This window comes from Burkholderia sp. HMSC10F09, assembly GCF_001806955.1.
Classification (GTDB): Bacteria; Pseudomonadota; Gammaproteobacteria; order Burkholderiales; family Burkholderiaceae; genus Burkholderia; species Burkholderia multivorans.
Genome location: NZ_KV786769.1, coordinates 9623 through 34655 on the forward strand (window position 1 = coordinate 9623; position 25033 = coordinate 34655).

At 68.9% G+C, this 25033-nt stretch carries 23 protein-coding genes; 4 read left to right on the plus strand and 19 right to left on the minus strand.

Annotated elements, in window-relative coordinates:
* Positions 1 to 217: YSC84-related protein (locus tag HMPREF3115_RS32520; RefSeq protein ID WP_256276238.1), on the plus strand; the 217-nt coding region annotated here is incomplete at its 5' end.
* 103 nt (positions 218 to 320) lie between these two features.
* On the opposite strand, the gene HMPREF3115_RS17615 is transcribed toward HMPREF3115_RS32520, so the two are convergent.
* The 9 genes from HMPREF3115_RS17615 to mltG form a co-directional block, all read right to left on the minus strand.
* Positions 321 to 1385 (minus strand): glycosyltransferase family 4 protein, encoded by a 1065-nt coding sequence (locus HMPREF3115_RS17615; protein WP_006408525.1) that lies wholly within the window; start codon positions 1383 to 1385, stop codon positions 321 to 323.
* Between the two features lie 303 nt (positions 1386 to 1688).
* A complete protein-coding gene (locus HMPREF3115_RS17620; RefSeq protein WP_006407779.1) occupies positions 1689 to 2867 on the minus strand; it encodes an AAA family ATPase in 1179 nt (392 codons plus the stop codon).
* A gap of 25 nt (positions 2868 to 2892) precedes the next feature.
* Positions 2893 to 4068, minus strand: coding sequence for a mechanosensitive ion channel family protein (locus HMPREF3115_RS17625; protein WP_070555397.1), 1176 nt, complete (start codon positions 4066 to 4068; stop codon positions 2893 to 2895).
* Between the two features lie 109 nt (positions 4069 to 4177).
* The gene (locus HMPREF3115_RS17630) at positions 4178 to 4534 is read right to left on the minus strand and encodes a Rap1a/Tai family immunity protein (RefSeq protein ID WP_006402276.1); all 357 of its coding nucleotides are present in this window, start codon (positions 4532 to 4534) and stop codon (positions 4178 to 4180) included.
* Positions 4535 to 4621: 87 nt separating this feature from the next.
* Entirely contained in the window at positions 4622 to 5329 is a 708-nt protein-coding gene (locus tag HMPREF3115_RS17635; protein ID WP_070555400.1) for an ankyrin repeat domain-containing protein, read from the minus strand.
* Positions 5330 to 5370: 41 nt separating this feature from the next.
* Positions 5371 to 6150: a TatD family hydrolase gene (locus HMPREF3115_RS17640; RefSeq protein ID WP_006409695.1), complete on the minus strand. Its 780-nt coding sequence runs from the start codon at positions 6148 to 6150 to the stop codon at positions 5371 to 5373.
* A 96-nt stretch (positions 6151 to 6246) separates the two neighbouring features.
* On the minus strand, positions 6247 to 7275 hold the full coding sequence (locus HMPREF3115_RS17645; RefSeq protein WP_053297177.1) for a DNA polymerase III subunit delta': 1029 nt from the start codon (positions 7273 to 7275) through the stop codon (positions 6247 to 6249).
* Between the two features lie 19 nt (positions 7276 to 7294).
* Complete coding sequence (gene tmk, locus HMPREF3115_RS17650) at positions 7295 to 7915, minus strand: dTMP kinase (protein ID WP_035488251.1); 621 nt, start codon at positions 7913 to 7915, stop codon at positions 7295 to 7297.
* Entirely contained in the window at positions 7915 to 8934 is a 1020-nt protein-coding gene (gene mltG / locus HMPREF3115_RS17655; protein WP_070555405.1) for an endolytic transglycosylase MltG, read from the minus strand. Before mltG ends, tmk begins: the two co-directional genes overlap by 1 nt.
* A gap of 76 nt (positions 8935 to 9010) precedes the next feature.
* On the opposite strand from mltG, the gene HMPREF3115_RS17660 reads away from it, so the two are divergent.
* Positions 9011 to 10048: a CAF17-like 4Fe-4S cluster assembly/insertion protein YgfZ gene (locus tag HMPREF3115_RS17660; protein ID WP_070555408.1), complete on the plus strand. Its 1038-nt coding sequence runs from the start codon at positions 9011 to 9013 to the stop codon at positions 10046 to 10048.
* Positions 10049 to 10124: 76 nt separating this feature from the next.
* Positions 10125 to 10970 (plus strand): NRDE family protein, encoded by an 846-nt coding sequence (locus tag HMPREF3115_RS17665; RefSeq protein WP_006411884.1) that lies wholly within the window; start codon positions 10125 to 10127, stop codon positions 10968 to 10970.
* Positions 10971 to 10979: 9 nt separating this feature from the next.
* Here the strand turns inward: HMPREF3115_RS17665 and HMPREF3115_RS17670 are convergent, their stop codons facing one another.
* The 5 genes from HMPREF3115_RS17670 to HMPREF3115_RS17690 all read right to left on the minus strand — a co-directional run bounded on the left by HMPREF3115_RS17670 (position 10980) and on the right by HMPREF3115_RS17690 (position 14383).
* On the minus strand, positions 10980 to 11420 hold the full coding sequence (locus HMPREF3115_RS17670; RefSeq protein WP_069220176.1) for a GNAT family N-acetyltransferase: 441 nt from the start codon (positions 11418 to 11420) through the stop codon (positions 10980 to 10982).
* A gap of 39 nt (positions 11421 to 11459) precedes the next feature.
* Positions 11460 to 12419: an alpha/beta hydrolase gene (locus HMPREF3115_RS17675; RefSeq protein WP_059938468.1), complete on the minus strand. Its 960-nt coding sequence runs from the start codon at positions 12417 to 12419 to the stop codon at positions 11460 to 11462.
* 63 nt (positions 12420 to 12482) lie between these two features.
* Positions 12483 to 13481: an NADP-dependent oxidoreductase gene (locus HMPREF3115_RS17680; protein WP_070555411.1), complete on the minus strand. Its 999-nt coding sequence runs from the start codon at positions 13479 to 13481 to the stop codon at positions 12483 to 12485.
* A 111-nt stretch (positions 13482 to 13592) separates the two neighbouring features.
* Positions 13593 to 14072 carry a PaaI family thioesterase gene (locus HMPREF3115_RS17685; RefSeq protein WP_006402265.1) on the minus strand — a complete coding sequence of 160 codons (480 nt, stop codon included), beginning with the start codon at positions 14070 to 14072 and terminating at the stop codon, positions 13593 to 13595.
* The gene (locus HMPREF3115_RS17690) at positions 14069 to 14383 is read right to left on the minus strand and encodes a Dabb family protein (protein WP_012213202.1); all 315 of its coding nucleotides are present in this window, start codon (positions 14381 to 14383) and stop codon (positions 14069 to 14071) included. The genes HMPREF3115_RS17685 and HMPREF3115_RS17690 overlap by 4 nt, the downstream gene beginning before the upstream one ends.
* A 763-nt stretch (positions 14384 to 15146) precedes the next feature.
* Here HMPREF3115_RS17690 and HMPREF3115_RS17695 point away from each other — a divergent pair.
* A complete protein-coding gene (locus HMPREF3115_RS17695) occupies positions 15147 to 17288 on the plus strand; it encodes a glucosidase family protein (protein WP_070555414.1) in 2142 nt (713 codons plus the stop codon).
* A 129-nt stretch (positions 17289 to 17417) separates the two neighbouring features.
* Here HMPREF3115_RS17695 and HMPREF3115_RS17700 read toward each other — a convergent pair whose 3' ends face one another.
* The 5 genes from HMPREF3115_RS17700 to HMPREF3115_RS17720 form a co-directional block, all read right to left on the minus strand.
* On the minus strand, positions 17418 to 18818 hold the full coding sequence (locus tag HMPREF3115_RS17700; RefSeq protein WP_070555417.1) for a sensor domain-containing diguanylate cyclase: 1401 nt from the start codon (positions 18816 to 18818) through the stop codon (positions 17418 to 17420).
* A 251-nt stretch (positions 18819 to 19069) separates the two neighbouring features.
* Positions 19070 to 20248 carry an acetyl-CoA C-acyltransferase gene (locus HMPREF3115_RS17705; RefSeq protein ID WP_070555420.1) on the minus strand — a complete coding sequence of 393 codons (1179 nt, stop codon included), beginning with the start codon at positions 20246 to 20248 and terminating at the stop codon, positions 19070 to 19072.
* A gap of 52 nt (positions 20249 to 20300) precedes the next feature.
* Positions 20301 to 20933 (minus strand): bifunctional nicotinamidase/pyrazinamidase, encoded by a 633-nt coding sequence (gene pncA / locus HMPREF3115_RS17710; protein ID WP_006402259.1) that lies wholly within the window; start codon positions 20931 to 20933, stop codon positions 20301 to 20303.
* A gap of 41 nt (positions 20934 to 20974) precedes the next feature.
* Positions 20975 to 23059 (minus strand): 3-hydroxyacyl-CoA dehydrogenase NAD-binding domain-containing protein, encoded by a 2085-nt coding sequence (locus HMPREF3115_RS17715; RefSeq protein ID WP_070555422.1) that lies wholly within the window; start codon positions 23057 to 23059, stop codon positions 20975 to 20977.
* A 239-nt stretch (positions 23060 to 23298) separates the two neighbouring features.
* A complete protein-coding gene (locus tag HMPREF3115_RS17720; protein WP_070555424.1) occupies positions 23299 to 24942 on the minus strand; it encodes a 3-(methylthio)propionyl-CoA ligase in 1644 nt (547 codons plus the stop codon).
* Positions 24943 to 25033: the final 91 nt, after the last annotated feature.

The following is a 25033-nucleotide window of genomic DNA, read 5'->3' on the forward strand; positions in this document are numbered from 1 at the left end:
CCTGTTCATGACGCAGCAGGCGCTCGACGAATTCCGCACCTCCGAGGGCTGGGCCGCCGGCGCCGGCGCATCGGTCGCGCTCGTGAAGATGGGCGCGAACGGCGCGGTGGACACGAACACGGCGACCGCACCGGTTCAGGTCATCGTGCTGACCAACGCCGGCCTGATGGGCGACGTGTCGATCAACGGCACGAAGGTCACGAAGCTCAAGCTCTGACGCCGCGGCGTCCTGCCCGTCCGCGCGTGCTGCGCGGACGATGTGCAAACGGCGATGTCCTTGCGGAGCATCGCCGTTTTTTTATGCGCGTCGCGCGCATGCGTCATGTCGTCGAGTCGATCACCTTGAAGCGCGAGCGCTTCTGCGCGCGGATCATCGACTGATAGATGTCGACGTACTGCTGCGCCATCCGGCGCGACGTGAAACGCTCCTCGAAGCGCCGCCGCACGCGTGCACGCGGCAGCAGGTGCAGCCGGTTCACGGCCGCCACCGCGCTGATCTCGTCCTCGACGATGAAGCCCGACACGCCTTCGTCGATCACTTCCGGCACCGCGCCGCGATTGAACGCGATCACGGGCGTGCCGCACGACATCGCCTCGATCATCACGAGCCCGAACGGCTCCGGCCAGTCGATCGGAAACAGCAGCGCATGCGCGCCCGACAGGAATTCGGCCTTCTGATGATCGGCGATCTCGCCGATGTACTCGACGTTCGGCAGCGCGAACAGCGGCTTGATCTCGCGCTCGAAGTACTCCTGGTCGGCCGAATCGATCTTTGCGGCGATCCGGATCGGCAGCCCGCACTGCTGCGCGATGCGAATCGCGGTATCGACGCGCTTTTCCGGCGAGATGCGGCCCAGAAACGCGAGGTAGCGCGGCTCGACCGGCTGCGGCATGTACAGCGTCTCGGGCAGCCCGTGATAGACGGTCGTCATCCACTTCGCCTGCGGCAGCGGCTGCCGCTGCGCGTTCGAGATCGACACGACGGGCGCGCGGCTGAACGTGTCGAACACCGGCTGCTGTTCGGGCAGATCGAGCCGGCCGTGCAGCGTCGTCACGTACGGCGTCTCCTGCCGGTCGAACACCGAAAACGAGTAGTAGTCCATGTGGAAATGAAGCACGTCGAAGTCTTTCGCACGACGCGCGACGGTTTCCATCAGCAGCATGTGCGGCGCGACGCGGTCGCGGATCGACGTGTCGAGCCGCAACGCGCGCGGCCACACGGGCTCGAGCGTCGCACGCGTCGTCGAATCGCCGCTCGCGAACAGCGTCACGTCGTGTCCGAGGTCGACGAGCGCCTCGGTGATGTAGGACACGACGCGCTCCGTACCGCCGTACAGTTTCGGCGGCACCGATTCGGTCAGCGGGGCGATCTGGGCAATCCTCATGGTCCACGTCTCCTTGGTCGGCGTGCGTGAGCGCGTCGGTGCGCGGCGGCTGCCGAGGCGGCCGGCACGCGGCATGCGCGGCCCGGTCCGTCCCTTGGCGCGGACAACCGTCGCCGGCGAACGGCGCTGCCCGGCGTGGCACGGCGCCGGCGCGCTATCCCGCCATTATTAGCGATTCCGCCGCCCGGCACGGCGCGGTCTTGCATTTTATGGGCGATGTTACAGACCGATACACTCGTCGCGCGCAAGCGAGCGCCGCGCGCCGCCGCGCAGCGGCATCCGCCGGCAGCGGCCGCGTCCGCATCAGCGCGACGGCCATTTCCATGCGGGCAGATCGCGCGTATCGGCATCGACGAGCGTCGTCGCGCCGAGCTGCTTGTCGAGCACCAGCGATTCGCACTGCCCGTCGCGCTCGAGCGTTGCGATCAGCCGCGCCGCATGCGACACGACGATCACCTGCGTGCGCTGCGCGGCCTGCACGATCAGCCGCCCGAGCGCGGGCAGCAGGTCGGGATGCAGGCTCGTCTCCGGTTCGTTCAGCACCATCAGCGCGGGCGGACGCGGCGTCAGCAGCGCGGCCGCGAGCAGCAGGTAGCGCAGCGTGCCGTCCGACAGCTCGGCCGCCGCGAGCGGCCGCAACAATCCCGGCTGGCGCATCAGCACGTCGAGACGGCCGCGGCCGCCCGGGCTGTCGATTTCGATCGACGCGCCGGGAAACGCGTCGTCGATCGTCGCGTCGAGCGCCGCGCCGTCGCCGATCTCGCGGATCGTCTGCAGCGCGGCGGCCAGATCGGCGCCGTCGTCGGCGAGCACCGGCGTGTGCGTGCCGATCTGCGATTGCCGCGCGGGCGCCTGCGCGTCGGTCCGGAAGTGATCGTAGAAGCGCCACGAGCGGATTCGCTCGCGCACCGCGATCATCTCCGGCGCGCCGGCCGGATCGGCGAACTCGGTCATCATGCTGTCGAAGCTCGCGACGGGCTGCGGAATCGTGCGCCAGTCGCCCGATGCCGCGCGGGCGCGGATCTGCACGCCGTGCCGGTCGACCAGCAGCGTCGACGGACGCAGCACGGGGCCGCCCCAGATGCATTCGCGCTTGACGACCGGATCGAGCCCGAACATCGACGTGCCGGTCTTCACCGGCAGCCCGAGATCGATCGCATAGCCGAAATCGTCGCACGCGAAGCCGAGCTTCAGGCTGACCGGCCCGCTGCGCACCGTGCCCGTCACCGGCGCCTCGCCGGCCAGCATCGCGCGCGAGAAGCGCTCGGGGCCTGCCCACAGCGTCGACGGCAGCCCGCCTTCGCGCGCGAGCGACGGGATCACGCGGCCCTGCGCGGTATCGGCCAGCAGCCGCAGCGCGCGGTAGACGCTCGACTTGCCGCTGCCGTTCGGGCCTGTCACGACGGTCAGCGCCGCGAGCGGCACGATCAGCTCGCGCAACGAGCGGTAGTTGGCAATCGCGAGCGTGGTGAGGGCGGTCATGATGGGATCGTCGCGCGCGCGGCGCTCAGTGGCGGCCGTCGTTGGCCTTCGGGTCGGCCGCGGTGTTCGCGGCGGTGCTGCCGGCCGGCGCCCGCGCATGCGGACGTTCGGGGCTCGGCTCCTTCGGCGCCGCGTCGTGCGGATACAGCTCCATCCGGCTGCGCGGCAGGCACTGCGGATAGTGCGTCTGCAGATACGCGATCAGGCCTTCGCGCACGCGGCAGCGCAGGTCCCAGCACAGCGACGAATCGGCCGCGCTGACGAGTGCGCGCAGCTGCATCGTGCGCTCGGTCGCGTCGGTGACCTGCAGCACCTGCACGCGGCCGTCCCATTCGGGCGCCGCGTGCACGAGGCGCGCCAGTTCCTCGCGCAGCGGCGCGAGCGGCGTGCGGTAATCGACCGACAGAAACACGGTGCCGATGATCTCGGAGCTGCTGCGCGTCCAGTTCGCGAACGGGTTCTCGATGATCCACTGCAGCGGCACGACGAGACGCCGCTGATCCCAGAGCCGCACCGACACGAACGAGCCCGTGATCTCCTCGATGCGGCCCCACCCGCCCTGGATCACGACGACGTCGTCCAGCCGGATCGGCTGCGTGAGCGCGATCTGCAGCCCCGCGATCAGGTTGCCGAGCACGGGCCGCGCGGCGATACCGGCGACGAGGCCCGCGACGCCGGCCGACGCGAGCAGGCTCGCGCCGATCTGCCGCACGTTCGGGAACGTCATCAGCGCGGCGCCGGTGCCGATGATCACGATCAGCACCATCACGGTCCGCACGAGGACCTTCGCCTGCGTGTGGACGCGGCGTGCGTGCAGGTTGTTTGCGGTATCGAGCGGATGCGCGCGGATGATCGCGTCGCCGACGCCGGCCGCGAGCCGCACGAGCAGCCACGTCAGCGAGGCGATCGAGCCGACGGCAGCCGCGGTGCGCATGCCGCGCACGAAGGCCATACCGTCGTCGGCCTGCAGCCACACGAATTCGAGCGCGAGCAGCACGAGCGCGACGAGCGACGGCTTGTCGATGTAGCGCAGGATCGCGCTCGTCAGCGGATACGGCTGCGCGATGCGCTTGACGATCCGCGCGCCGAGACGATGCCCGATGGTGACGACGAACACGACGGCAATCGACACGAACAGCGTGCCGAGCCATGAATGCAGCGGCGCATCGGCGATGCGCTGAAACTCCTCGATTGAAATCATCGGCGCCCGGGATGCTTCGGTTAGGAGGCGCGTGCGCCTCGTCCTGAATGCGTCGGGAACGTCCGGGCGCCGCGCGGCACACGCGCAGGCCCGGACACGGTCCGGTCCGTCAGTTGCCGCCCCGGCACGGGAAGGCCTTGCCGAGACCGAGCGACACGGCGGTGCTCGCGTTGTAGTCGGCGAGCTTCGGATTCTCGGCGATGTACTTGCGCACCGCGTCGGTCATCTGCTGCGCCTTGATGTCGGGCGGCAGGCAGAAATACTGGCCGACACGCGGCCCCGTCGTGCCGCCGATCGCGTCGATGGTGTTGTAGACGCCGTCGGCGGCGCCTTCGATGTAGGCCGCGCACGACGCTCGCGACTTGATGTCCGTCTTCGCGCACAGACGGTCGAGATCCGCGCCCGTGAAAGCCGCCGCCGACAACGGCACGGCAAACGCCGCGGCACAAAACATAGCCCGCAACATGGTGTTCCTTATGTCAATGCGCTCCGCAACGGCCCACTGCCGTGACGGGCCAGACACGGCCGGGCTGGCCGGCCGCGCCGAAAACCGTCATTTTGCACTCTTTTGCGCGTCTGCCGGTGCCGATGCGCCGACGCGCACCGTACGCTTGCTGAGGATGTCGATCGCGTCCGGCGCCTTGTAGTGCTTCGCGAAGTCGAGCGCGGTCAGCCCGAGCTGGTTCTTCACCTGCGGATCGGCGCCCTGGTCGAGCAGCAGATTGACGGTCGTCGCGTGGTTGCCGCGCGCGGCCATCATCAGCGGCGTCGTGCCGTTCGGCGAGGCGGTGTCGATGTACGCGTCATGATCGAGCAGCACCTTGACGACCGCGTCCTGACCGTTCGTCGCCGCGTAGTGCAGCGGCGCCCAGCCCTTCTTGCTGACTTCCGCGCCCTTGTCGATCAGCAGCTTCACGAGCGCGACGTCGCCGTTCAGCGACGCGAGCATCAGCGCGTTTTCGCCGGCCTTGTCTTCCTTCTCGAGATCGACGTTCGGGGCCGACGCCAGCGCCGCCGCGACCTTGTCGGACTTCTCGCGCGCGGCGATCACGAGCAGCGGATCGCCGTTCGGCGCGACCGTGTTCGGATCGAGGCCGTTCTTCAGCTGCTTGCCGATGTCGGCGATGTCGTCGAACTTGACCGCCTTCACGATCGCGTCCAGCGACTCGGCGTGCGCGCCGGCGGCGCCGAGCAGGCCGCTCGCGACGAGCACGGCGGCGGCGAGCGCGCGTTTCGGCAAATGTTTGGTCGGCTTCGTCATTGTTGTGGGCTCCTTCCCTGGGTTGTCGGCTGTGCGGCGCGTCAGCGGGCGATCTTGAACAGCCGGAAAAAGTTTTGTGTCGTTGCGTCGGCAAGCGTCTCGACCGCGATGCCGCGCTCCGATGCGATAAAGCGTCCGACATGGCTCACGTACGCAGGTTCATTCGGCTTGCCGCGATACGGCACCGGCGCGAGGTACGGCGAGTCGGTCTCGATCAGCAGCCGGTCGAGCGGCACGCGGCGCGCGACGTCCTGCACGTCGGTCGCGTTCTTGAACGTGACGATGCCCGACAGCGAGATGTGGAAATTCTGCGCGAGCGCCTGCTCGGCGACGGCCCACGGCTCGGTGAAGCAGTGCATCACGCCGCCGGGCACGTCCGCGCGCTCCTCGGCCATGATCCGCAGCGTGTCCTCCGACGACGCCCGCGTATGGACGATCAGCGGCTTCATCGTCGCGGCCGCGGCCCGGATGTGCGTGCGAAAGCGCTCGCGCTGCCACTCCATGTCGGCAATCGAGCGGCCTTCGAGGCGGTAGTAGTCGAGGCCCGTCTCGCCGATCGCGACGACCTTCGGATGCGCGGCCAGTTCGACGAGTTCGGCGAGCGTCGGTTCCCGCGCCTCCTCGTGATCGGGATGCACGCCGACCGACGCATAGACGTTGTCGTGCGCCTCGGCGATCGCGAGCACGTCGGGCAGCGTCTCGAAATCGACGGACACGCACAGCGCGTGCGTGACGTCGTGCTCGCGCATGTTCTCGAGCACCGCCGGCAGGCGATCCGCGAGACCCTTGAAATTGATGTGGCAATGAGAGTCGACGAACATCGTGGTTCCTGAATACGTAAAGCCGGCCGCGACGCGCGCGTCGCCTCGCGGCAGGTGTCGGTCATCGTTTCGCAACCCGACGGAAACAATCGAGGATCATGCGAACATTTCGCGATAACCGAGAAACAATTCCTCGAAGACGAGCCGCGCATTGAGCGGATGGTTCTCGACCGTGCGCTGCCGCGTGACGGCCTTCATGAAGCGCGCGAACGCGTTCGCGTCGACCGTCTGCGCGCAGCGCGCGAGTGCCGCCGCGTGCGCGGGGAAATAGCGCGGCGCGCCCGCCATCCGCTGCGCCAGCAGATCGTACAGCCAGCGCTGCAGCCAGCCGAGCACGAGCGGCACCGGCAGCTTCTGCAGCGTCTCGCCGCACGCGAACGGATCGCAGGCCGCGCCGGCCGCGAGCTGGTTCAGCGTGAAATCGCGCAACGGGCGGTTCTCGTCGCTCGCGAGCGCCAGCGCGGCGAGCGGCGCGCCGCCGGCTTCGGCGAGCAGCGCGCGCGCGTCGTCGACGCCCTGCGTCGCGAGCCACGCGGCGGCCGCCTCGGGCGCCGGCACGCTCATCGGCCACTGCCGGCAGCGGCTGACGATGGTCGGCAGCAGACGGTCGATGCGCGCCGACACGAGCAGGAACACGACGCCCGGCGGCGGCTCCTCGAGCGTCTTCAGCAACGCGTTGGACGCGGCGACGTTCAGCGCTTCGGCCGGATACAGCACGACGACGCGCAGGCCGCCGCGATGCGAGCCGACGCCGCAGAAATCGAGCAGCGCACGCACCTGCTCGATCTTGATCTCCTTGCTCGGCGTGCGCGTCTTCTTGCCGCTGTCGTCCGCGTCGGCCGGCTTCGCATCGTCCGCGGCGCCCGGCGCTTCGCCGGCGAGCGCTTCGGGCAGCACGATCCGGTAGTCCGGATGGTTGCCCTGCGCGAACCACGTGCAAGCCGCGCAGGTGCCGCACGGCTCGCCGTTCGGCTGCGGCGACTCGCAGAGGAAACCCCGCGCCAGATGCTGCGCGAACTGCAGCTTGCCGATGCCGGCCTGCCCGTGCAGCAGTAGCGCATGCGGCCATTGCGCGCGCAACTGCTGCAGGCGGTTCCAGTCGTCGGTCTGCCACGGATAGATCATGAGGTGCGTTCCTTGCGGGTTACAGCGCGGCGAGTACGCGCTCGAGCTGCTGACGGATCTCGTCGATCGACTGCGTCGCGTCGACGATCGCGAAGCGATGCGGCGCTTCTTCCGCACGCCGCAGATATTCGCCGCGCGTGCGCGCGAAAAACGCGTCCGACTCGCTCTCGAACTTGTCCGGCATGCGCACGGCGCCGCGGCGCTCGCTCGCGACGTGCGGCGCAACGTCGAACAGCACGGTCAGGTCCGGCTGAAAGCCGCCCTGCACCCAGCGTTCGAGCGTCTCGAGCTTGTCGCGCGGCAGCCCGCGGCCGCCGCCCTGATACGCGAAGGTCGCGTCGGTGAAGCGGTCCGACACGACCCAGTCGCCGCGCGCGAGCGCCGGCTCGATCACGAGCGCGAGATGCTCGCGGCGCGCGGCGAACATCAGCAGCGCCTCGGTTTCCAGATCCATCGGCTGGTTCAGCAGAATCTCGCGCAGTTTCTCGCCGAGCTGCGTGCCGCCCGGCTCGCGCGTCACGACGACCTGCCGGCCGGCGCCGGCCAGCTTGTGCTGCAGGCGTTCGCAGAACCATTGCAGGTGCGTCGTCTTGCCCGCCCCATCGATGCCCTCGAACGTGATGAATTTACCGCTCGCCATCATTGACCTCGTATGTACTTGTCCACGGCCTTGTTGTGATCGCCGAGCGTATCCGAGAACACGCTCGTGCCGTCGCCCTTCGCGACGAAATAGAGCGCGTTCGTCTGCGCCGGATTGATCGCCGCCTGCAGTGCGGCGACGCCCGGCAACGCGATCGGCGTCGGCGGCAGCCCGCGTCGCGTGTAGGTATTGTAAGGAGTGTCGGCCTGCAGGTCGCGCTTGCGCAGACGGCCGTCGTACGCGTCGCCGAGCCCGTAGATCACCGACGGATCGGTCTGCAGCGGCATGCCGATGCGCAGCCGGTTCGCGAATACGGCCGCGACGAAGGCGCGATCGGCCGCATGCCCGGTTTCCTTTTCGACGATCGACGCGATCGTCAGCGCTTCGTAAGGCGTCTTGTACGGCAGGCCGGGCGCACGCACGGCCCACGCCTCGTCGAGGCGCGTCTGCATCAGCCGGTAGGCGCGCCGGTAGATGTTCACGTCGCTCGTGCCCTTGTCGAACAGATAGGTATCGGGAAAGAACAGCCCTTCGCCGCTGCCGCGCTCGATCGCGCTGTCGGACGCGCCGATCGCGCGCAGCAGCTCGGCGTCGCTCATCCCGGCCGTCGTGTGGACCAGATCGGGGTTCGCATCGAGTTCCGCGCGCATCCGCTTGAAGGTCCAGCCCTCGATCACCGTCGCGACGTACTCGTTCACGTCGCCGCGCGCGATCTTCTGCAGCACTTCGTACGGCGTGACGCCCGTCTTGAATTCGTAGTTGCCGGACTTCAGCCGGCTCGACAGGCCGAGCAGCCGCGTCATCGCGACGAAGCCGAACGGCTCGACCGGTACGCCGCCGCGCTTCAGTTGCAGCGCGACACTCTTCACGCTGCTGCGCGGCTTGATCGTGACGTCGAGCGACGCCGCACCGAGCAGCAGCGGGCGGGTCGCCCAGTAATACGCGCCGCCCGCGCCGGCAGCGGCCACAACGACGGCCAGCGCCGCCACCGTCGCGGCGCATTTCTTCAGTAGGGACATGGAACGTGACTCAGGTAAGACCCATATAATACTTGCTCGCCTCCGTCAAAGTCAGGGTTGACTGTTCCCTCATTCCATGAGCACACCGTTCGCTTCACCGGCTGCCCAGGCTGCCGCATCCGCCCCGCTTCCCGTTTTTCCCCGTCCGTCCGCCGCCGATTTCGATGCGCCGGGCGCGTACATGCCGCTCGCGCAGTTCGGCGTGATCGACGTGGCCGGCGACGATGCGGCAACGTTCCTGCACAGCCAGCTCACCAACGACATCGAGCATCTGGACGCCGCCAGTGCGCGGCTCAGCGGCTACTGCTCGCCGAAGGGCCGGCTGCTCGCGTCGTTCCTCGCGTGGCGCGCGGGCCACGACGTGCGCCTGCTGGTGTCGAAGGACATTCAGGCCGCGGTGCAGAAGCGGCTGTCGATGTTCGTGCTGCGCGCGAAGGCGAAACTGACCGACGCGAGCGAGGCGCTTGCGGTGGTGGGCTTCGCCGGCGACGTGCGCGACGCGCTGTCGGGCATCTTCGATGCGCTGCCGGACGGCGTGCACGTGAAGGTCGACGGCCCTGCCGGCGCGCTGATCCGCGTGCCGGACGCGGCCGGGCGCAAGCGTTACCTGTGGATCGGCCCGCGCGCGGAAGTCGACGCGCGCCTCGCCGCGCTTGGCGGCAAGCTGCCGGTCGTGTCGCCGGCCGTGTGGGACTGGCTCGATGTGCGTGCCGGCGAACCGCGTATCACGCAGCCGGTCGTCGAACAGTTCGTCCCGCAGATGGTGAATTTCGACGTGATCGGCGCGGTCAACTTCCGCAAGGGCTGCTATCCGGGCCAGGAAGTCGTCGCGCGCAGCCAGTATCGCGGCACGATCAAGCGCCGCACCGCGCTCGCGCACGTCGCGGCCGACACCGACACCGTGCATGCCGGCGCCGAGCTGTTCCACAGCGACGATCCGGGCCAGCCCTGCGGCATGATCGTCAATGCGGCGGCGGCGCCCGCGGGCGGCGTCGACGCGCTCGTCGAGATCAAGCTCGCCGCGCTCGACAGCGGCAGCGTGCACGTCGGCTCGGCCGCCGGGCCCGCGCTCGCGTTCGACGCACTGCCGTACGCGTGGCCGACCGACGCATGACGCACTGACAACCCGTTCGCGCGCCGCAGCGCCTTGTGCGCCGGCCGCGCGACGTTTCCTGCGAGAGATTCGCCCGATGTGTCTGATTGCCTTCGACTGGCAGCCCGATGCCGCCGCCGGTCCCGTATTTACGCTGGCCGCCAACCGCGACGAATTCTTTCGCCGCACGAGCGCGCCGCTGTCGTGGTGGGAAGACGTGCCGGGCGTGCTCGCCGGCCGCGATCTCGAGGCGGGCGGCACCTGGCTCGGCGTGTCGCGCGACGGCCGCTTCGCCGCGCTGACCAATTACCGCGCGCCGTTCGACATCCGTGCCGGCGCGCCGACGCGCGGCAAGCTCGTGTCCGACTATCTCGGCGGCCCGGCCGTCGCGCCGCTCGACTATCTCGCGCAGCTCGCCGAGCATGCGGCCGTCTACAACGGCTTCAACCTGCTCGTCGGCGACTGGAAACGGCGCGAACTCGCATGGTTCTGCAATCGCGCGCCCGAAGGCGAAAGCCGCGCGGCGCCGCCGGTCGCGGTCGGCGCCGGCGTGCACGCGCTGTCGAACGCGCGGCTCGATACGCCCTGGCCGAAAGTCGTGCGCAAGCGCGCCGAGCTCGGCACGCTGCTGACCGACAACCCGACACCGTCGCTCGACGAGCTGATCGCGCTGATGCGCGATACGCGCGTGGCCGACGACGACGCGCTGCCGCACACCGGCATTCCGCTCGAGCGCGAGCGCGCGCTGTCCGCCGCGTTCATCGAGACGCCCGAATACGGCACGCGCGGCACGACCGCGCTGCGCGTCACGATGAAGGAAGGCGTGCGGCTCACCGTCGAGATCAAGGAGCGCAGCGACGACGACGGCTCGCATCGCACCGTGCGGCCCGGCGAGTTCGAGCGCGCGTTCGCCTTCGACATCGACGTCACGACGCCGCGCTGACGCGCCGCGTCACGGCACGCGCGTCATCTCGACGTGCGGCACGCCGGCCTCGACGAACGGCGCGCCGGCTGCCGAGAACCCGTGCCGCAGATAGAACGGCACCGCCGCCTCCTGGGCATAAAGCCGTACGAGCGGTTCGCCGCGCCGGCGCGCGGCATCGAGCAGCGCGTTCAGCACGGCCGAGCCGATGCCGCGGTTGCGTGCCTCGGCCAGCACGGCGACGCGGCCGATCGTGCCGGACGGCAGCAGCCGCCCCGTCGCGACCGCGCGGCGCGCGCCGCTCGTCGCGTCGATCCGGTACGCGACCGCATGCAACGCGAGCGGATCGTCGTCGTCGAGTTCCCATTCGGGCGGGATGCGCTGCTCGCGCACGAACACCGCGTCGCGAATGCGCGCGGCATCGCCGCCCAGCGTCGTCCAGTCGCCGGTTTCCACCACGCCGTCCGTCATCGCTGCCCTCCTCGCGCGCGGCGCCGTCGCCGCCCGCCGTCAAACGTCGTCGAACGCGGCCCTCAGCGCCGCGACCGCATCGGCATGCGCGGCCTTCACCTCGGGCACGTAGCCGCCCATCTTGAAGAATTCGTGGATCATGCCCGGATAGCAGACCAGCGTGACCGCGTTGCCGGCCGCGCGCAGCTTGTCCGCATAGGCGGCGCCTTCGTCGCTGAGCGGGTCGTACTCGGCCGTCGCGATCCACGCGGGCGCGACGCCCGCGAACGACGGCGCGCCGCGCCGGCCGTCGAGCGGCGCGAAGCGCCAGTCGTCGCGATCCGCCGCGTCGCGCACGTATTGCGCGAAGAACCACTGGATCGTGTCGCGCGACAGCAGGTAGCCGTTCGCGAGCCGCGCATGCGAGGCGGTGTCCTGATGGCCCGTGACGCCCGGGTAAATCAGCAGCTGCAGCGCAAGATCGATGCCCGCATCGCGTGCGAGCACCGCGCAAACCGTCGCGAGCGTGCCGCCCGCGCTGTCGCCGCCGACCGCGAGCCGCGACGCGTCGAGGCCCAATGCGGGCGCCGCGCGATGCAGCCAGCGCAATGCGTCCTCGGCATCGTCGACGGCGGTCGGGAACCGGTGCTCGGGCGCGAGCCGGTAGCCCACCGACAGCACCGCGCAGCGCGCGTCGCGCGCGAACATCCGGCACAGCGCGTCGTGCGTGTTGATGCTGCCGACCGTGAAGCCGCCGCCGTGATAGTAGACGAGCGCGGGCAGCGGCTCGGCGAGGCTCGGTTCGACCGGCAGATACAGCCGCGCGGCAATCGTATGGCCGTCGCGCGTCGGAATCGTGCACGCGTCGACCGCATGCATCGGCGCCGGCGGCACGTCGAGGATCGGCGCGCTCTTCTCGTAGGCGGCGCGCGCCTGCTGCGGCGTCTGGCGATGATAAGGCGGGCGTTTCGCGCGCTCGACCATGTCGAGCACCTGGGCGATCTTCGGATTCAGCGGCATTGGGGTGAACGGCGCGTGCGTGGCGCCGGGAACGAACAAGCGCCACATGATGCCACGCCTGCGTCACACGAGCTGGACGAGCTGCTTGCCGAAATTACGGCCCTTCAGCATCCCGATGAACGCTTCCGGCGCACGCTCGAGCCCGTAGGCGATCGTCTCGCGGTAGTGCAGCTGCTTCGTCGCGACGAGCTCGGCCAGTTCGGCGAGCGCCGGCGGCCACGCATGCGCGTGCTCGAACACGATGAAGCCCTGCATCGTCAGCCGCGAGCGCAGGATCAGCGCCGGATTCGCGAGCGGCGCCGCGGCGCCGTCGTAGGCGGCGATCATCCCGCACACCGCGATCCGGCCGAACGCGTTCATCCGCGCCATCGTCGCATCGAGCACCGCGCCGCCGACGTTCTCGAAGCAGCCGTCGACGCCGTCGGGCGTCGCGGCCGCGAGATCGTCGACGAGCCGGCCGGCCTTGTAGTCGACGCACGCATCGAAGCCGAGCGTATCGACCACGTAGCGGCATTTGTCGGGGCCGCCCGCGATGCCGACCGCGCGGCATCCGGCGCGCTTCGCGAGCTGGCCGACGACGCTGCCGACCGCGCCGCTCGCCGCACTGACGACGATCGTGTCGCCGGCCTTCGGCTTGATGATGCGGTTCAGCCCGACCCACGCCGTCATGCCCGGCATGCCGGTCACGCCGAGCCACGCGGACAGCGGCACGCGCGACGTGTCGACCTTGCGCAGCCCGGCGCCATTCGACGTGCCGTATTCCTGCCAGCCGAACTGGCCGACCACGCGATCGCCGACGGCGAAGTCGGGATGGCGCGACTCGATCACCTCGCCCGCCGTCCCGCCGATCATCACTTCGTTGAGCGGCTGCGGCGGCGCATACGATTTCGCGTCGTTCATGCGGCCGCGCATGTACGGATCGAGCGACAGAAAATGATTGCGCACGCGCAGTTCGCCGTCGGCCAGCGGCGCGAGCGGCGTCTCGACGAGCCTGAAATTGTCGACGCTCGCGGCCTGCTGCGGGCGCGACACGAGCAGCACCTGACGGTTGATCGTATTCATCGCTGTCTCCGGTTCGCGGCCGCCGCGTAACGCGGCGCCGCCGGCGCGGCTGCGCGCCGTCCTGCAAAGGAAACGGCCCTGCCGTCGCCGACAGGGCCGCGCGTACGCCGCTTACGCGTCGCTCGGGCCAGGCTGCGCGTCCGGCGCCGTGCGTGTGCGTTGCCGCTTGATGTCGCGGCCGACCGCGAGCCGCCGCATGTACTTGAACGTGCCGAGCGCCTTCGCGACGAAATTGCCGTCGCTGTCGCGCACCTCGCCTTCGCAATACGCCATCGTGGTCGAGCGGTGCATCACGCGGCCGTAAGCGCGCAGCTCGCCGCGGCCCGGCTGCATGAAGTTGACCTTCATCTCGACCGTGACGACGCCGACGCCGTCGTCGGTCAGGCTGCGCGCGGCCATCGCGAGCGCGATGTCCGACAGCGTCATCGTCACGCCGCCGTGCGCGATGCTCCAGGTGTTCATGTGCCGCTCGTCGAGCGCGAGCGCGATCTCGCTCGCACCGTCCTTCGCGGACACGAGGCGCACGCCGAGCAAGTCGACGAACGGGCTCTCGATCGACGGGCCGTCCGTCCGGGTTCCCGCGTCGCTCATCGCGTACCGTCGACCAGATAGTCGAGGCATTGCCGCCCTTCGACCACGTTGACGACGAACTTCTTCACTTCCTGGTGAACCGGATGCACCTGGTACGCATCGAGCGCCGCCTGATCCGCGAAATCGGACACGAGCACGACGTCGCAGGTGGCTTCGAGACCCGGCGTCGCCACGCCGACGTCGAGCTGCAGGATGCCCGGCACGATGTCGCGGCAGCCTTCGAGCTTTTCCTTCAGCTTCAGCGCGTTCTGCGCGCGCGTCGCGCCCTCCGCCGATTCCTTCAGCTTCCACATCACAATATGTCTGATCACTTCGTTCGCTCCGGTTCGTGAGAATCGCAAAGCCGGCGTCGGTGCGCCGGCTCGTCATGTCGGTCTGCCTGCCGCGCGCGCATCGCGGATCGCGCGCGATCCGCGGCCGGCGCAGGCAGACTCCAAGCCTACCAAACTTGCCGCATGCGGGTGCGCGCATGCGCGGTGATGCGGCGCGATGGCCGAGCCGCGCGGTCGAGCGCGGGTATGCCGATTGCTCGCGACGGCGCTTCATCGGGACGCGCTGCGAGCGGGGCACGCGCAGACTTCAATGAAGCATCGACACCATTGCATGTCGCCCGGACATCGAATCGGCGATACCGGCGTTCATTGCCGTTCCATTTTTCCCCAATCGCATGGCTGCGCGCCGATCGATTCCGTCAAATTTTCGTATTTTGCCGATTCGGCAGGAAATAATTACAGGAATTTTTTAACCGCCATTATTCGAATTCATTCGAAACCGATATTGACTGCCGCTTTATCCGACTCCTAGAATTCGTACGACGGATTACATTCCGTTATCGGCTGCATTGGCTTGGCGTGTACGTTGCGCCCGCAACGTTTATTCGAACAACCGCAATTGCGCATTCGGAATCATCGCGTTCAACCGATCCATTAAAAGGCCTCCCGTCATTCTCATTCGATTTCCATCGCTTCTCCTATCGACCGATTAACGTAAAGACGCAATTTCGCACCCGACAAAAAACAAGCCGCGCGCCGATCGCCTCATAACAACGACGTCAGTCATCAGGAGGGATATGACATGCATCGCTTCGCGAAGTCGCTCTGCATCGGTGTCGTCTGCGCCGCGCTGCTCGCCGCGTGCAACGACGACGACATTCAGCCCGCCACCGCGCCGTCGAATCAGGCCGCGCTGTCGTTCCGGATGGACACCGGCGGACAGATCAACGCATTCTTCCGCCAGGACAAGGTGGCCGCGCATCTACTGATGCGCTCGTCGACGAAGCCGCGCCTGCTCGTCGTCTTCCCGGCCGGCAACAGCGGCACCGGGCTGTGGTTCGACGATACCGCGCAAGCGGTGAACTGGAGCCTCGATACGCCGCCGGCCGCGCTGTCGGCGCCCGACGCGCGCGGCCGTCCGCTGTACGGCATCGGCGCGGACGTCTCGGTCGATACGGACACGCTGACGATCCGCGAGGCCTTGCTCAGCAACGTGCGCTTTCTGCGCGACTTCAACGGCGGCGCATCGATTCCGCCGGACATCGTCGTCGCGTCCGCCGTGCAGGGCGGCACCGCGCAATGGCAGCGCGACCGGATCGACGGCGCGCCCGGCTACGCGCTGCGCATCACGCTGCGCGACGGCGGCAGCATCGCGACCGCGTCGGGCGGCAAGCTGGTGCTGCGCGCGGCCGCCGGCTCGCACGTGCTGAAGCTGCACATCGATGCGCTGTCGGGCGAGACGCCGCTGTCGCCGATCACGCACGCCGATCTGCTGACCTCGTCCGCGAACCCCGATCCGGTGAGCCAGAACGTCCTCGAGTTCCTGAGCTTCCACGACAAGCTGCTCGCCGGCTCGTGGCAATACGACACCTACTTCGGCCGCGACACGCTGATCTCCGTGCGCATGTTGATGCCGGTGCTCGAAGCGCCGGCAATCGAGGCCGGGCTGTCGTCGGTGCTCGAGCGGCTGTCGAGCGACGGCAAGGTCGCACACGAGGAAGGCATCGGCGAATTCGCGCTAATCGACAACCGGAAGAACGGCCGCCCCGACGATGCGACGCCGACCTACGACTACAAGATGATCGACAGCGACTATCTGCTCGCGCCGATCGCCGCGGCATGGCTGATCGACGATCCGCGCGGCCAGGCGCGCGCGGCCGCGTATCTCGCGCAGCGCGGCAGCGACGGACGGACGAACGGCAGCCGTCTCGTCGCGAACCTGCTGCACGTCGCCGACACCGCGCGGCCGTTCGCGCAGCAGCCGGCGGTCGCGAACCTGATTCATCTGCGACCGGGCGAGATCGTCGGCAACTGGCGCGACAGTACCGACGGGCTCGGCGGCGGCGTGTACCCGTACGACGTCAACGCGGTGCTCGTGCCGGCCGCGCTGCGCGCGGCGAACGCGTTCCTCGCGCGCGGGCTGCTCGATCCGTATCTCGATGCGAACCAGCGCGCTTCGCTCGCGGACACCGCGAACGAAGCGGCGGTATGGGAGCAGCAAGCGCCGCCGCTGTTCGAAGTCGGCGTACCGGCCGCGCAGGCGGCGGCCGACGTAGCCGCGTATGCGCCGACGGCCGGCGTGCCGGCCGGCACCGCGCCGAGCGCGCCGCTCGCGTTCTACGCGCTGTCGCTCGACGAACAGGGCCATCCGATTCCGGTGATGAACTCGGACGGCGGCTTCGCGCTGCTGTTCGGCACACCGCCCGAGGCGCAGCTGCAGCGGATCGTCGCCGACGCGATCCGGCCGTTCCCGACCGGCCTCGTCACCGACGTCGGGATGCTGATCGCCAACCCCGCGTATGCGAATCCGTCGCTGTGGCCGAAGTTCACGAGTTCCGCGTATCACGGCACCGTGATCTGGTCGTGGCAGCAGGCGATGTGGGTGGCCGGACTCGATCGGCAGCTCGCGCGCCAGGACCTCTCCGATACGACACGTGCGCTGCTCACGCAGGCGCGGCAGACCGTGTGGCAGGTCATCGCGAACGGCCGGGACATGCGCACCTCGGAGATGTGGACGTGGTCCTACGCGAACGGGCAGTACCACGCCGACGCATTCGGCACGCGCAGCGCCGATGCGACCGAGGCGAACGCCGCGCAGCTCTGGAGCACGACGTATCTCGCGATCCGCGATCCGCAGCTGCGCGCGGGCAGGTACTGGTGGCAGGCGTCGCAGCGGCTGCAGGATGATGGCGCGATGCACATCGCAGCGGCCGCGTCGCGCTAGCGCAGCGCGCGTCGATTACGCGGCGGTCGACCACGCGATGGCGCCCCGGCACGGCTTCGCCGTCCGGGGCGACGCACGGGACGGCACGCTCTCGCAGCGGTTCGCGCCAACGTATTGCCCCGCAAAGCGTCACCGCGCGACGACGCGATTGCGTCCTTCCCGCTTGGCCTGATACAGCCGTTCGTCGACGACGCGTAGCAGCGCGTCTACCGTGCTGCCGTCGACGCCGTACTGCGCCACACCGACACTGACCGTGACCTGCACGCGCTTGAAGTCGAGGCCGAACGGCGCAGTGGCGATCGACGAACGCACGCGCTCGGCCGTCATCCGTGCCCCCTCGAGCGGCATCTCGGGCAGCAAGGCCATGAACTCCTCGCCGCCGACGCGCGCAAGCGCGCCGCTCGGCCGGATCGCGTCGAGGCACTGGCGCACGACGCCACGCAGCACCTCGTCGCCGATCTGATGGCCGTACGCATCGTTGATGTGCTTGAAATTGTCGAGGTCGAGCGCGAGCAGGCAGAACGGCATGCCGTCGCGCTCGGCGCGACCGATCTCGCGTTCGACCTGCGCGATGAATTGCCGGCGGTTCGACGCGCCCGTCATCGGATCGGTCGCGGCCATGTATTCGAGCTTCTGGTTCGTGCGTCGCAGTTCGAGCAGCGCGCTCTCGGTGCGCGCCATCGATTCCGCGAGGCGGCTCATCAGATCCTGCTGGCTGTAGATCGCCGAGAACGAGCGCGTCGTCTGCAGCGCCTGCACGACGCCGTAGCTGAGCAGAAAGAAGCCGCCGGCGAAGATCGCGTGCGCGAGCCACCACATGTGGTTCCACGGCTTGCCGAGCAGGAACGCGAGCGACGACAGCGCGAACGCCGTGATCGACACGCCGTAGATCACCATCAGAGGCGAGCGGATGCGTCGCGCGAGCAGTACGGCGACGTTCAGCAGCGAGAATACGAGCGCGCCGCCCTCCATCGCGAGCCGCGTGCCGAGCGCGCCCGCGATCGGCGAATAGGCGAGATACGCGACCGCGACGTCGACGAGCGCGAAGACGACGAGCCACGGCAGCCACGTGCGCACGCTCGTGCGCTTGTCGGCGCGGTCGGGCGGGCGCGAATACGACAGCAGGCCGGTCAGCAGCAGGATCGCCATCACGAGCCGCGACGCGGGCCCGTAGAGCAGAAACAGCCAGAGGTTGTGATGCGCGGCGCCGGTAAACACGCCGTGCAGCGCGTAGATCGTCGCGAAGCCGAGAAAGCCGAGCGTCAGCCAGCGCAACAGCGGTTCGCCCGACGATCGATAGCAGACCCAGGTGACGTACGTGACGAACGCGCCCTCGACGGTCGCGGCCGCAATCGCGATTTCATGGAACGCGTGGTTTTCGAAGGTCGCGCGCGGATCGGCGAAGAACCACAGGTAGGCGATCAGATAGGCCGGCAGCAGCGCGAATCCGACCAGCAGGCATTTCGCGTAAATCCGCGCAGCCGCGCTCACGACGCGGGGCGGTTCCCCGGCTGCAAAGGTCGTACTCAATTCGTTCCCCGATCGATTTGCCGCCGATTCGCGTGTCGCAGCCGCATGCGCGCGACCCGGCCATGGCGCGCGCGTCGGCCCCTCTGTTCCGAAAGGCAAATGTCAGAGCAAGTATAGGAGCGGCGATTCGTTTGACAAGTGAGGGGAAACGGCATTACGGCCGGCATGCCGCATGCAGGCGGCGGCCGTCGTGAAGAGCGCCGTGCCGCGCGCGCCGCAGTCGCGCGGCGGCCGGCACGGCAGGCGAAACGTCAGACGATTTCGAACAGGCCGGCCGCGCCCTGCCCGCCGCCGATGCACATCGTGACGACCGCGTACTTGACGCCGCGCCGTTTGCCTTCGATCAGCGCGTGGCCGGTCAGCCGCGTGCCCGACACGCCGTACGGGTGGCCGACCGCGATCGCGCCGCCGTTCACGTTCAGGCGATCGTCAGGGATCCCGAGCGTGTCGCGGCAATAGAGCACCTGCACCGCAAATGCTTCGTTCAACTCCCAGAGCCCGATGTCGTCGACGCTCAGCCCTGCCTGCTTCAGCAGCTTCGGCACCGCGAACACGGGGCCGATGCCCATCTCGTCCGGCTCGCAGCCGGCCACCGCGAAGCCGCGGAACACGCCGAGCGGCTGCAGCCCTTCGCGCTGCGCGGCCGCGGCGCTCATCACGACGCACGCGGCCGCGCCGTCGGAAAACTGGCTCGCATTGCCGGCCGTGATCACGCCGCCCGGCACGGCCGGACGAATCTTCGACACGCCGTCGAGCGTCGTGTCCGGACGGATCCCCTCGTCGGCCGACACCGTCACTTCCTTCGTGAACAGGCGGCCGGTGGCCTTGTCCGCGATGCCGGCGCGCACGGTGATCGGCACGATCTCGTCGCGAAAGCGCCCCGCTTCCTGCGCGGCGGCGGCCTTGAGCTGCGAGTTCACGCCGTATTCGTCCTGACGCTCCTTCGAGATCCCGTAGCGCTTCGCGACGTTCTCGGCCGTCTGCAGCATCGTCCAGTAGATTTCCGGCTTGTGTTCGAGCAGCCAGCCCTCGTACGCCATGTGCCGGTTCATCTCGTTCTGCACGCACGAGATCGACTCGACGCCGCCCGCGACGTAGACGTCGCCCTCGCCCGCGATGATCCGCTGGGCGGCGAGTGCGATCGTCTGCAACCCCGACGAGCAGAAGCGGTTCACCGTCATGCCCGGCACGCTGACCGGCAGCCCCGCGCGCAATGCGATCTGCCGCGCGATGTTGCCGCCCGTCGCGCCTTCCGGATTCGCACAGCCGATGATCACGTCCTCGACGCGCGCCGGGTCGAGCTTCGCGCGCTCGAGCGCCACCGCGACCACGTGGCCGCCGAGCGTCGCGCCGTGCGTCATGTTGAAGGCGCCGCGCCACGATTTCGCGAGCGGCGTGCGTGCGGTCGATACGATTACGGCTTCGGTCATGCGAGTCTCCTTCGTTCCTGCCTGATGTGCTGAATCGAGTGGAAAGGCGGCGCTATGCGCTGGCGCGCACGCCATCGGACGTCACGCGTGCGACGCCCGCCGCCTGCATCTGCTGCCATGCCTGCGCGAGCGAGCCGTTCAGGTCGATCGCGCGGCACGCATCGTCGATCACCGCGGCGTCGAAGCCCGCCGCGCGCGCGTCGAGCGCCGACCACGCGACGCAATAGTCGGTCGCGAGCCCGCAGCACCAGACGCGTTTCGCGCCGATCTCGCGCAGATAGCCGGCGAGCCCCGTGCGCGTCGTGCGATCGGCTTCGACGAATGCGGAATAGCTGTCGACGCGCGCATCGCAGCCCTTGCGGATCACGAGCTGCGCGTGCGGCAGGTCGAGGTCGCGATGCAGCGCCGCGCCTTCGGTGTCCTGCACGCAATGCACGGGCCACAGCACCTGCTCGCCGTACGGCAGCGCGATCGTCGAGAACGGTTCGCCGTCCGGATGATTCGCCGCGAACGACACGTGCTCGCGCGGATGCCAGTCCTGCGTGATCACGACGCGCTCGAACCGCTGCGCGAGCGCGTTGATCACGGGCACGACCGCGTCGCCGTCGGCGACGGCCAGCGCGCCGCCCGGCATGAAGTCGTACTGCACGTCGATCACGAGCAGGACGTCGTCGGTGCGTTTCATTGCGTTTCTCCTTGCGAGTCGGTGCGCGGCGCCGCGTGGCGTCAGCCGTTGAATCCGCGGCCGGCCTTCGCGAGCTCCGCGATCGACGGCGCGAGCTGCCACGCGTCGCCGTTCGGCGCGGCCGCGTAGCGGCGAATCGCGCGCTCGACGTTGTAGAGGCCGACCATGTCGGCGTACAGCATCGGGCCGCCGCGCCACAGCGGGAAGCCGTAACCGGTCAGATAGACCATGTCGATGTCGGACGCCTTCGACGCGATCTTTTCCTCGAGAATCTTCGCGCCTTCGTTGACGAGCGCGAACACGAGCCGCTCGACGATCTCGTCGTCGGCGATCTTGCGTCGCTCGATGCCGCGCTCCTTCGAATAGGCGACGACCATCTCGTCGACGAGCGCAGACGGCCGCGCGCGGCGATCGCCGGGCGCATAGTCGTACCAGCCGGCGCCCGTCTTCTGCCCGAAGCGGCCCTGCTCGCAGAGACGATCGGCGATCTTCGAATAATGGAGGTCGGGCTGCTCGACGTAGCGGCGCTTGCGGATCGCCCAGCCGATGTCGTTGCCGGCCAGGTCGCTCATCCGGAACGGCCCCATCGCGAAGCCGAACTGCTCGATCGCGCGGTCGATCTGCGCGGGCAGCGCGCCTTCCTCGAGCATGAACAGCGCCTGCCGGATGTACTGCTCGATCATCCGGTTGCCGATGAAGCCGTCGCATACGCCCGATACCACCGCCGTCTTGCGGATCTTCTTCGCGACGGCCATCACGGTCGCGAGCACGTCCTTCGCCGTCTGCGCGCCGCGCACGACTTCAAGCAGCTTCATCACGTTCGCCGGACTGAAGAAGTGCATGCCGACGACGTCCTGCGGACGCTTCGTGAATGCGGCGATGCGGTTCACGTCGAGCGTCGACGTGTTCGACGCGAGGATCGCGCCCGGCTTCGCGACTTCGTCGAGCTTGCGGAACACCTGCTCCTTCACGCCGAGCTCCTCGAACACGGCCTCGACGATGAGGTCAGCGTCCTTCAGGTCGTCGTAGGACAGCGTCGGCGCAATCAGCGCCATGCGCGCCTCGAGCTTCTCCTGCGTGAGCTTGCCCTTCTTCACCTGCGCGTCGTAGTTCTTGCGGATCGTCGCGAGCCCGCGCTCGAGCGCGTCCTGCTTCGTTTCGAGCAGCGTGACGGGCAGCCCCGCGTTGACGAAGTTCATCGCGATGCCGCCGCCCATCGTGCCCGCGCCGATCACCGCGACACGGCGGATGTCGCGCACCGGCGTGTCGGCCGGCACGTCGGGAATCTTGCTCGCCGCGCGCTCGCCGAAAAACGCGTGCCGCAGCGCGCGGCTTTCCGACGTCATCATCAGCGCGACGAAGCCTTCGCGCTCGGCGATGCTGCCTTTGTCGAAACCGTGCAGCACGCCGGCCTCGATCGCGTCGATGCACTTGTGCGGCGCCGGGAAGTTCGGCGCGGCGGCCTTCACCGAATTGCGTGCGAACTGGATAAAGCCCGCCGCGTTGTCGTGGACGATCTTGCGGTCGCGCACGCGCGGATGCGGCCCCGGCTGCGCTCCGGCCTTGCGCGCGAACGCGACGGCCGCGTCGATCAGATCGCCGTCGGCGAGCTGATCGAACAACCCGCTTTCGGCAAGCTGCTCGGAGGGCACCGGCGCGCCCGACACGATCATGTTCAGCGCGGTCTCGAGGCCGACCGCGCGCGGCAGGCGCTGCGTGCCGCCCGCGCCCGGCAGCAGCCCGAGCTTCACTTCGGGCAGCGCGATCTGCGCACCGCGCGCGGCCACGCGATAGTGGGCGCCGAGCGCGAGCTCGAGACCGCCGCCCATCACGACGCTGTGCAGCGCGGCGACGACCGGCTTCGCGCTCGCCTCCACTGCGCGGATCACGGTATGCAGCGTCGGTTCCTGCAGCGCTTTGGGCGTATTGAATTCGGTGATGTCGGCGCCGCCCGAGAAGGCGCGGCCGGCGCCCGTCAGCACGATCGCGGCGATCGACGGATCGTGCACGGCGCGCTCGAGCGCGTCCATGATGCCCAGCCGCGTCGACAGGCCGAGCCCGTTGACGGGCGGATTGTTGAGCGTGATGACGGCGACGCCGTCGCGAGTCGAGTAATCCACTGCCATCTGCCTGCCTCCATGCATCGCGCGCCGGGGTGGCGGCGCTTCCATTGTGCGCGGTCGAACGGCCGCATGTCCGGATCGAACGGAGGCAGCATACAACGAAAAAGCACGGTCGTTCAATTTGAATTTGCGCGCAATCCGGGGGCGGATCGCAGGCGACCGGCAAGGGGACTCGCAAGGGGACCGGCCAGGGCAACCGGCCGATAACGGCGGCCGACCGAAGGGCCGGCCGCGCGCCCGCGTTACGGTGCGCAGACCGCCGTCGGCAGCACGTAGTCGCGGAACATTTCGCGCAGCTTCAGCTTCTGCAGCTTGCCGGTCGCGGTATGCGGCAGCGATTCGACGAACACGACGTCGTCCGGAATCCACCATTTCGCGACCTTGCCTTCGTAGAACGCGAGCAGCGCCTCGCGCGTCAGGTTCGCACCTTCGCGCGGCACGACGACGAGCAGCGGCCGCTCGGTCCACTTCGGATGCGCGCACGCGATGCAGGCGGCCTCCGCGACGCCCGGGTGCGCGATCGCGACGTTTTCGACGTCGATCGAACTGATCCATTCGCCGCCCGACTTGATCACGTCCTTGCTGCGGTCGGTGATCTGCAGGAACCCGTCCGCGTCGATCGTCGCGACGTCGCCGGTCGGAAACCAGCCGTCGACGAGCGGCGAGGTGTCGCTGCGAAAGTAGCGGTCGATCACCCACGGCCCGCGCACCTGCAGCTCGCCGTACGCGACGCCGTCCCACGGCAGTTCCTGCCCGTCCGGGCCGACGATCCGCATGTCGACGCCGCCGATCACGCGTCCCTGCTTTTCGAGCAGCCGCCGCTGCACGTCGTGCGGCCGCTGCGACTGCGCCCAGTTCAGCTTCGCGAGCGTGCCGAGCGGCGACAGCTCGGTCATGCCCCACGCATGGATCACGCGTACGCCGTAGTCGTCCTCGAACGTGCGCAGCATCGCGGGCGGGCAGGCCGAGCCGCCGATCACCGTGCGGTTCAGCGACGAGAAGCGCACGCCTGCCTCGCGCATGTAGTTCAGCAGCCCGAGCCAGACGGTCGGCACGCCCGCCGAAAACGTCACGCGCTCGGCCTCCATCAGCTCGTAGAGCGACCGGCCGTCGAGATCCTTGCCGGGCAGCACGAGCTTGCCGCCCGTCAGCGGCACCGCGTACGGCAGCCCCCATGCGTTGACGTGGAACATCGGCACGACCGGCAGCACGGCGTCCAGCGCCGACAGGTTCATCGCGTCGGGCAGCGCGGCGCCGTATGCGTGCAGCACGGTCGAGCGATTCGAATACAGCACCCCCTTCGGATTGCCGGTCGTGCCCGACGTGTAGCAGAGCCCGCACGCCTGCTGCTCGTCGAGACGCGGCCAGTCGTAGCCGCCGTCCTCCGCCTCGACGAGCGTCTCGTAGCACAGGTACGGCATCGCGCCGCGCGGCAGATGGTCGACGTCGGTCATCGCGATCCAGCCGCGCACGTTCGGACACTGCAGCGCGAGCGCTTCGACGAGCGGCGCGAAGTTGATGTCGAACAGCACGTAGCGGTCTTCCGCATGATTGACGATGTACGCGATCTGTTCGGGAAAAAGCCGCGGGTTGATCGTGTGGCAGACGGCGCCCATGCCGCCGATCGCGTAGTACGCCTCGAGATGCCGGTAGCCGTTCCACGCGAGCGTGCCGACGCGGTCGCCGGCCTCGACGCCGAGCCGCGCGAGCGCCTGCGCAAGCCGCTTCGCGCGCCGCTCGCAGTCGCGATACGTGTAGCGATGCAGGTCGCCTTCGATCCGCTTCGACACGATCTCGGTGTCGCCCGCATGACGCGCGGCATGCGCGATCAGCGACGACACCAGCAGCGGCATGTCCATCATCTGGCCCAGCAACGGCTTGCCCATCGTCTTGTTCTCCCCTGAAGGACGCGAATCGGTGACGGGCCCCGCGGCGGCAGCGGCGCGCGGCGGCCCGGGCGGGCGGCGTGCATCGCGC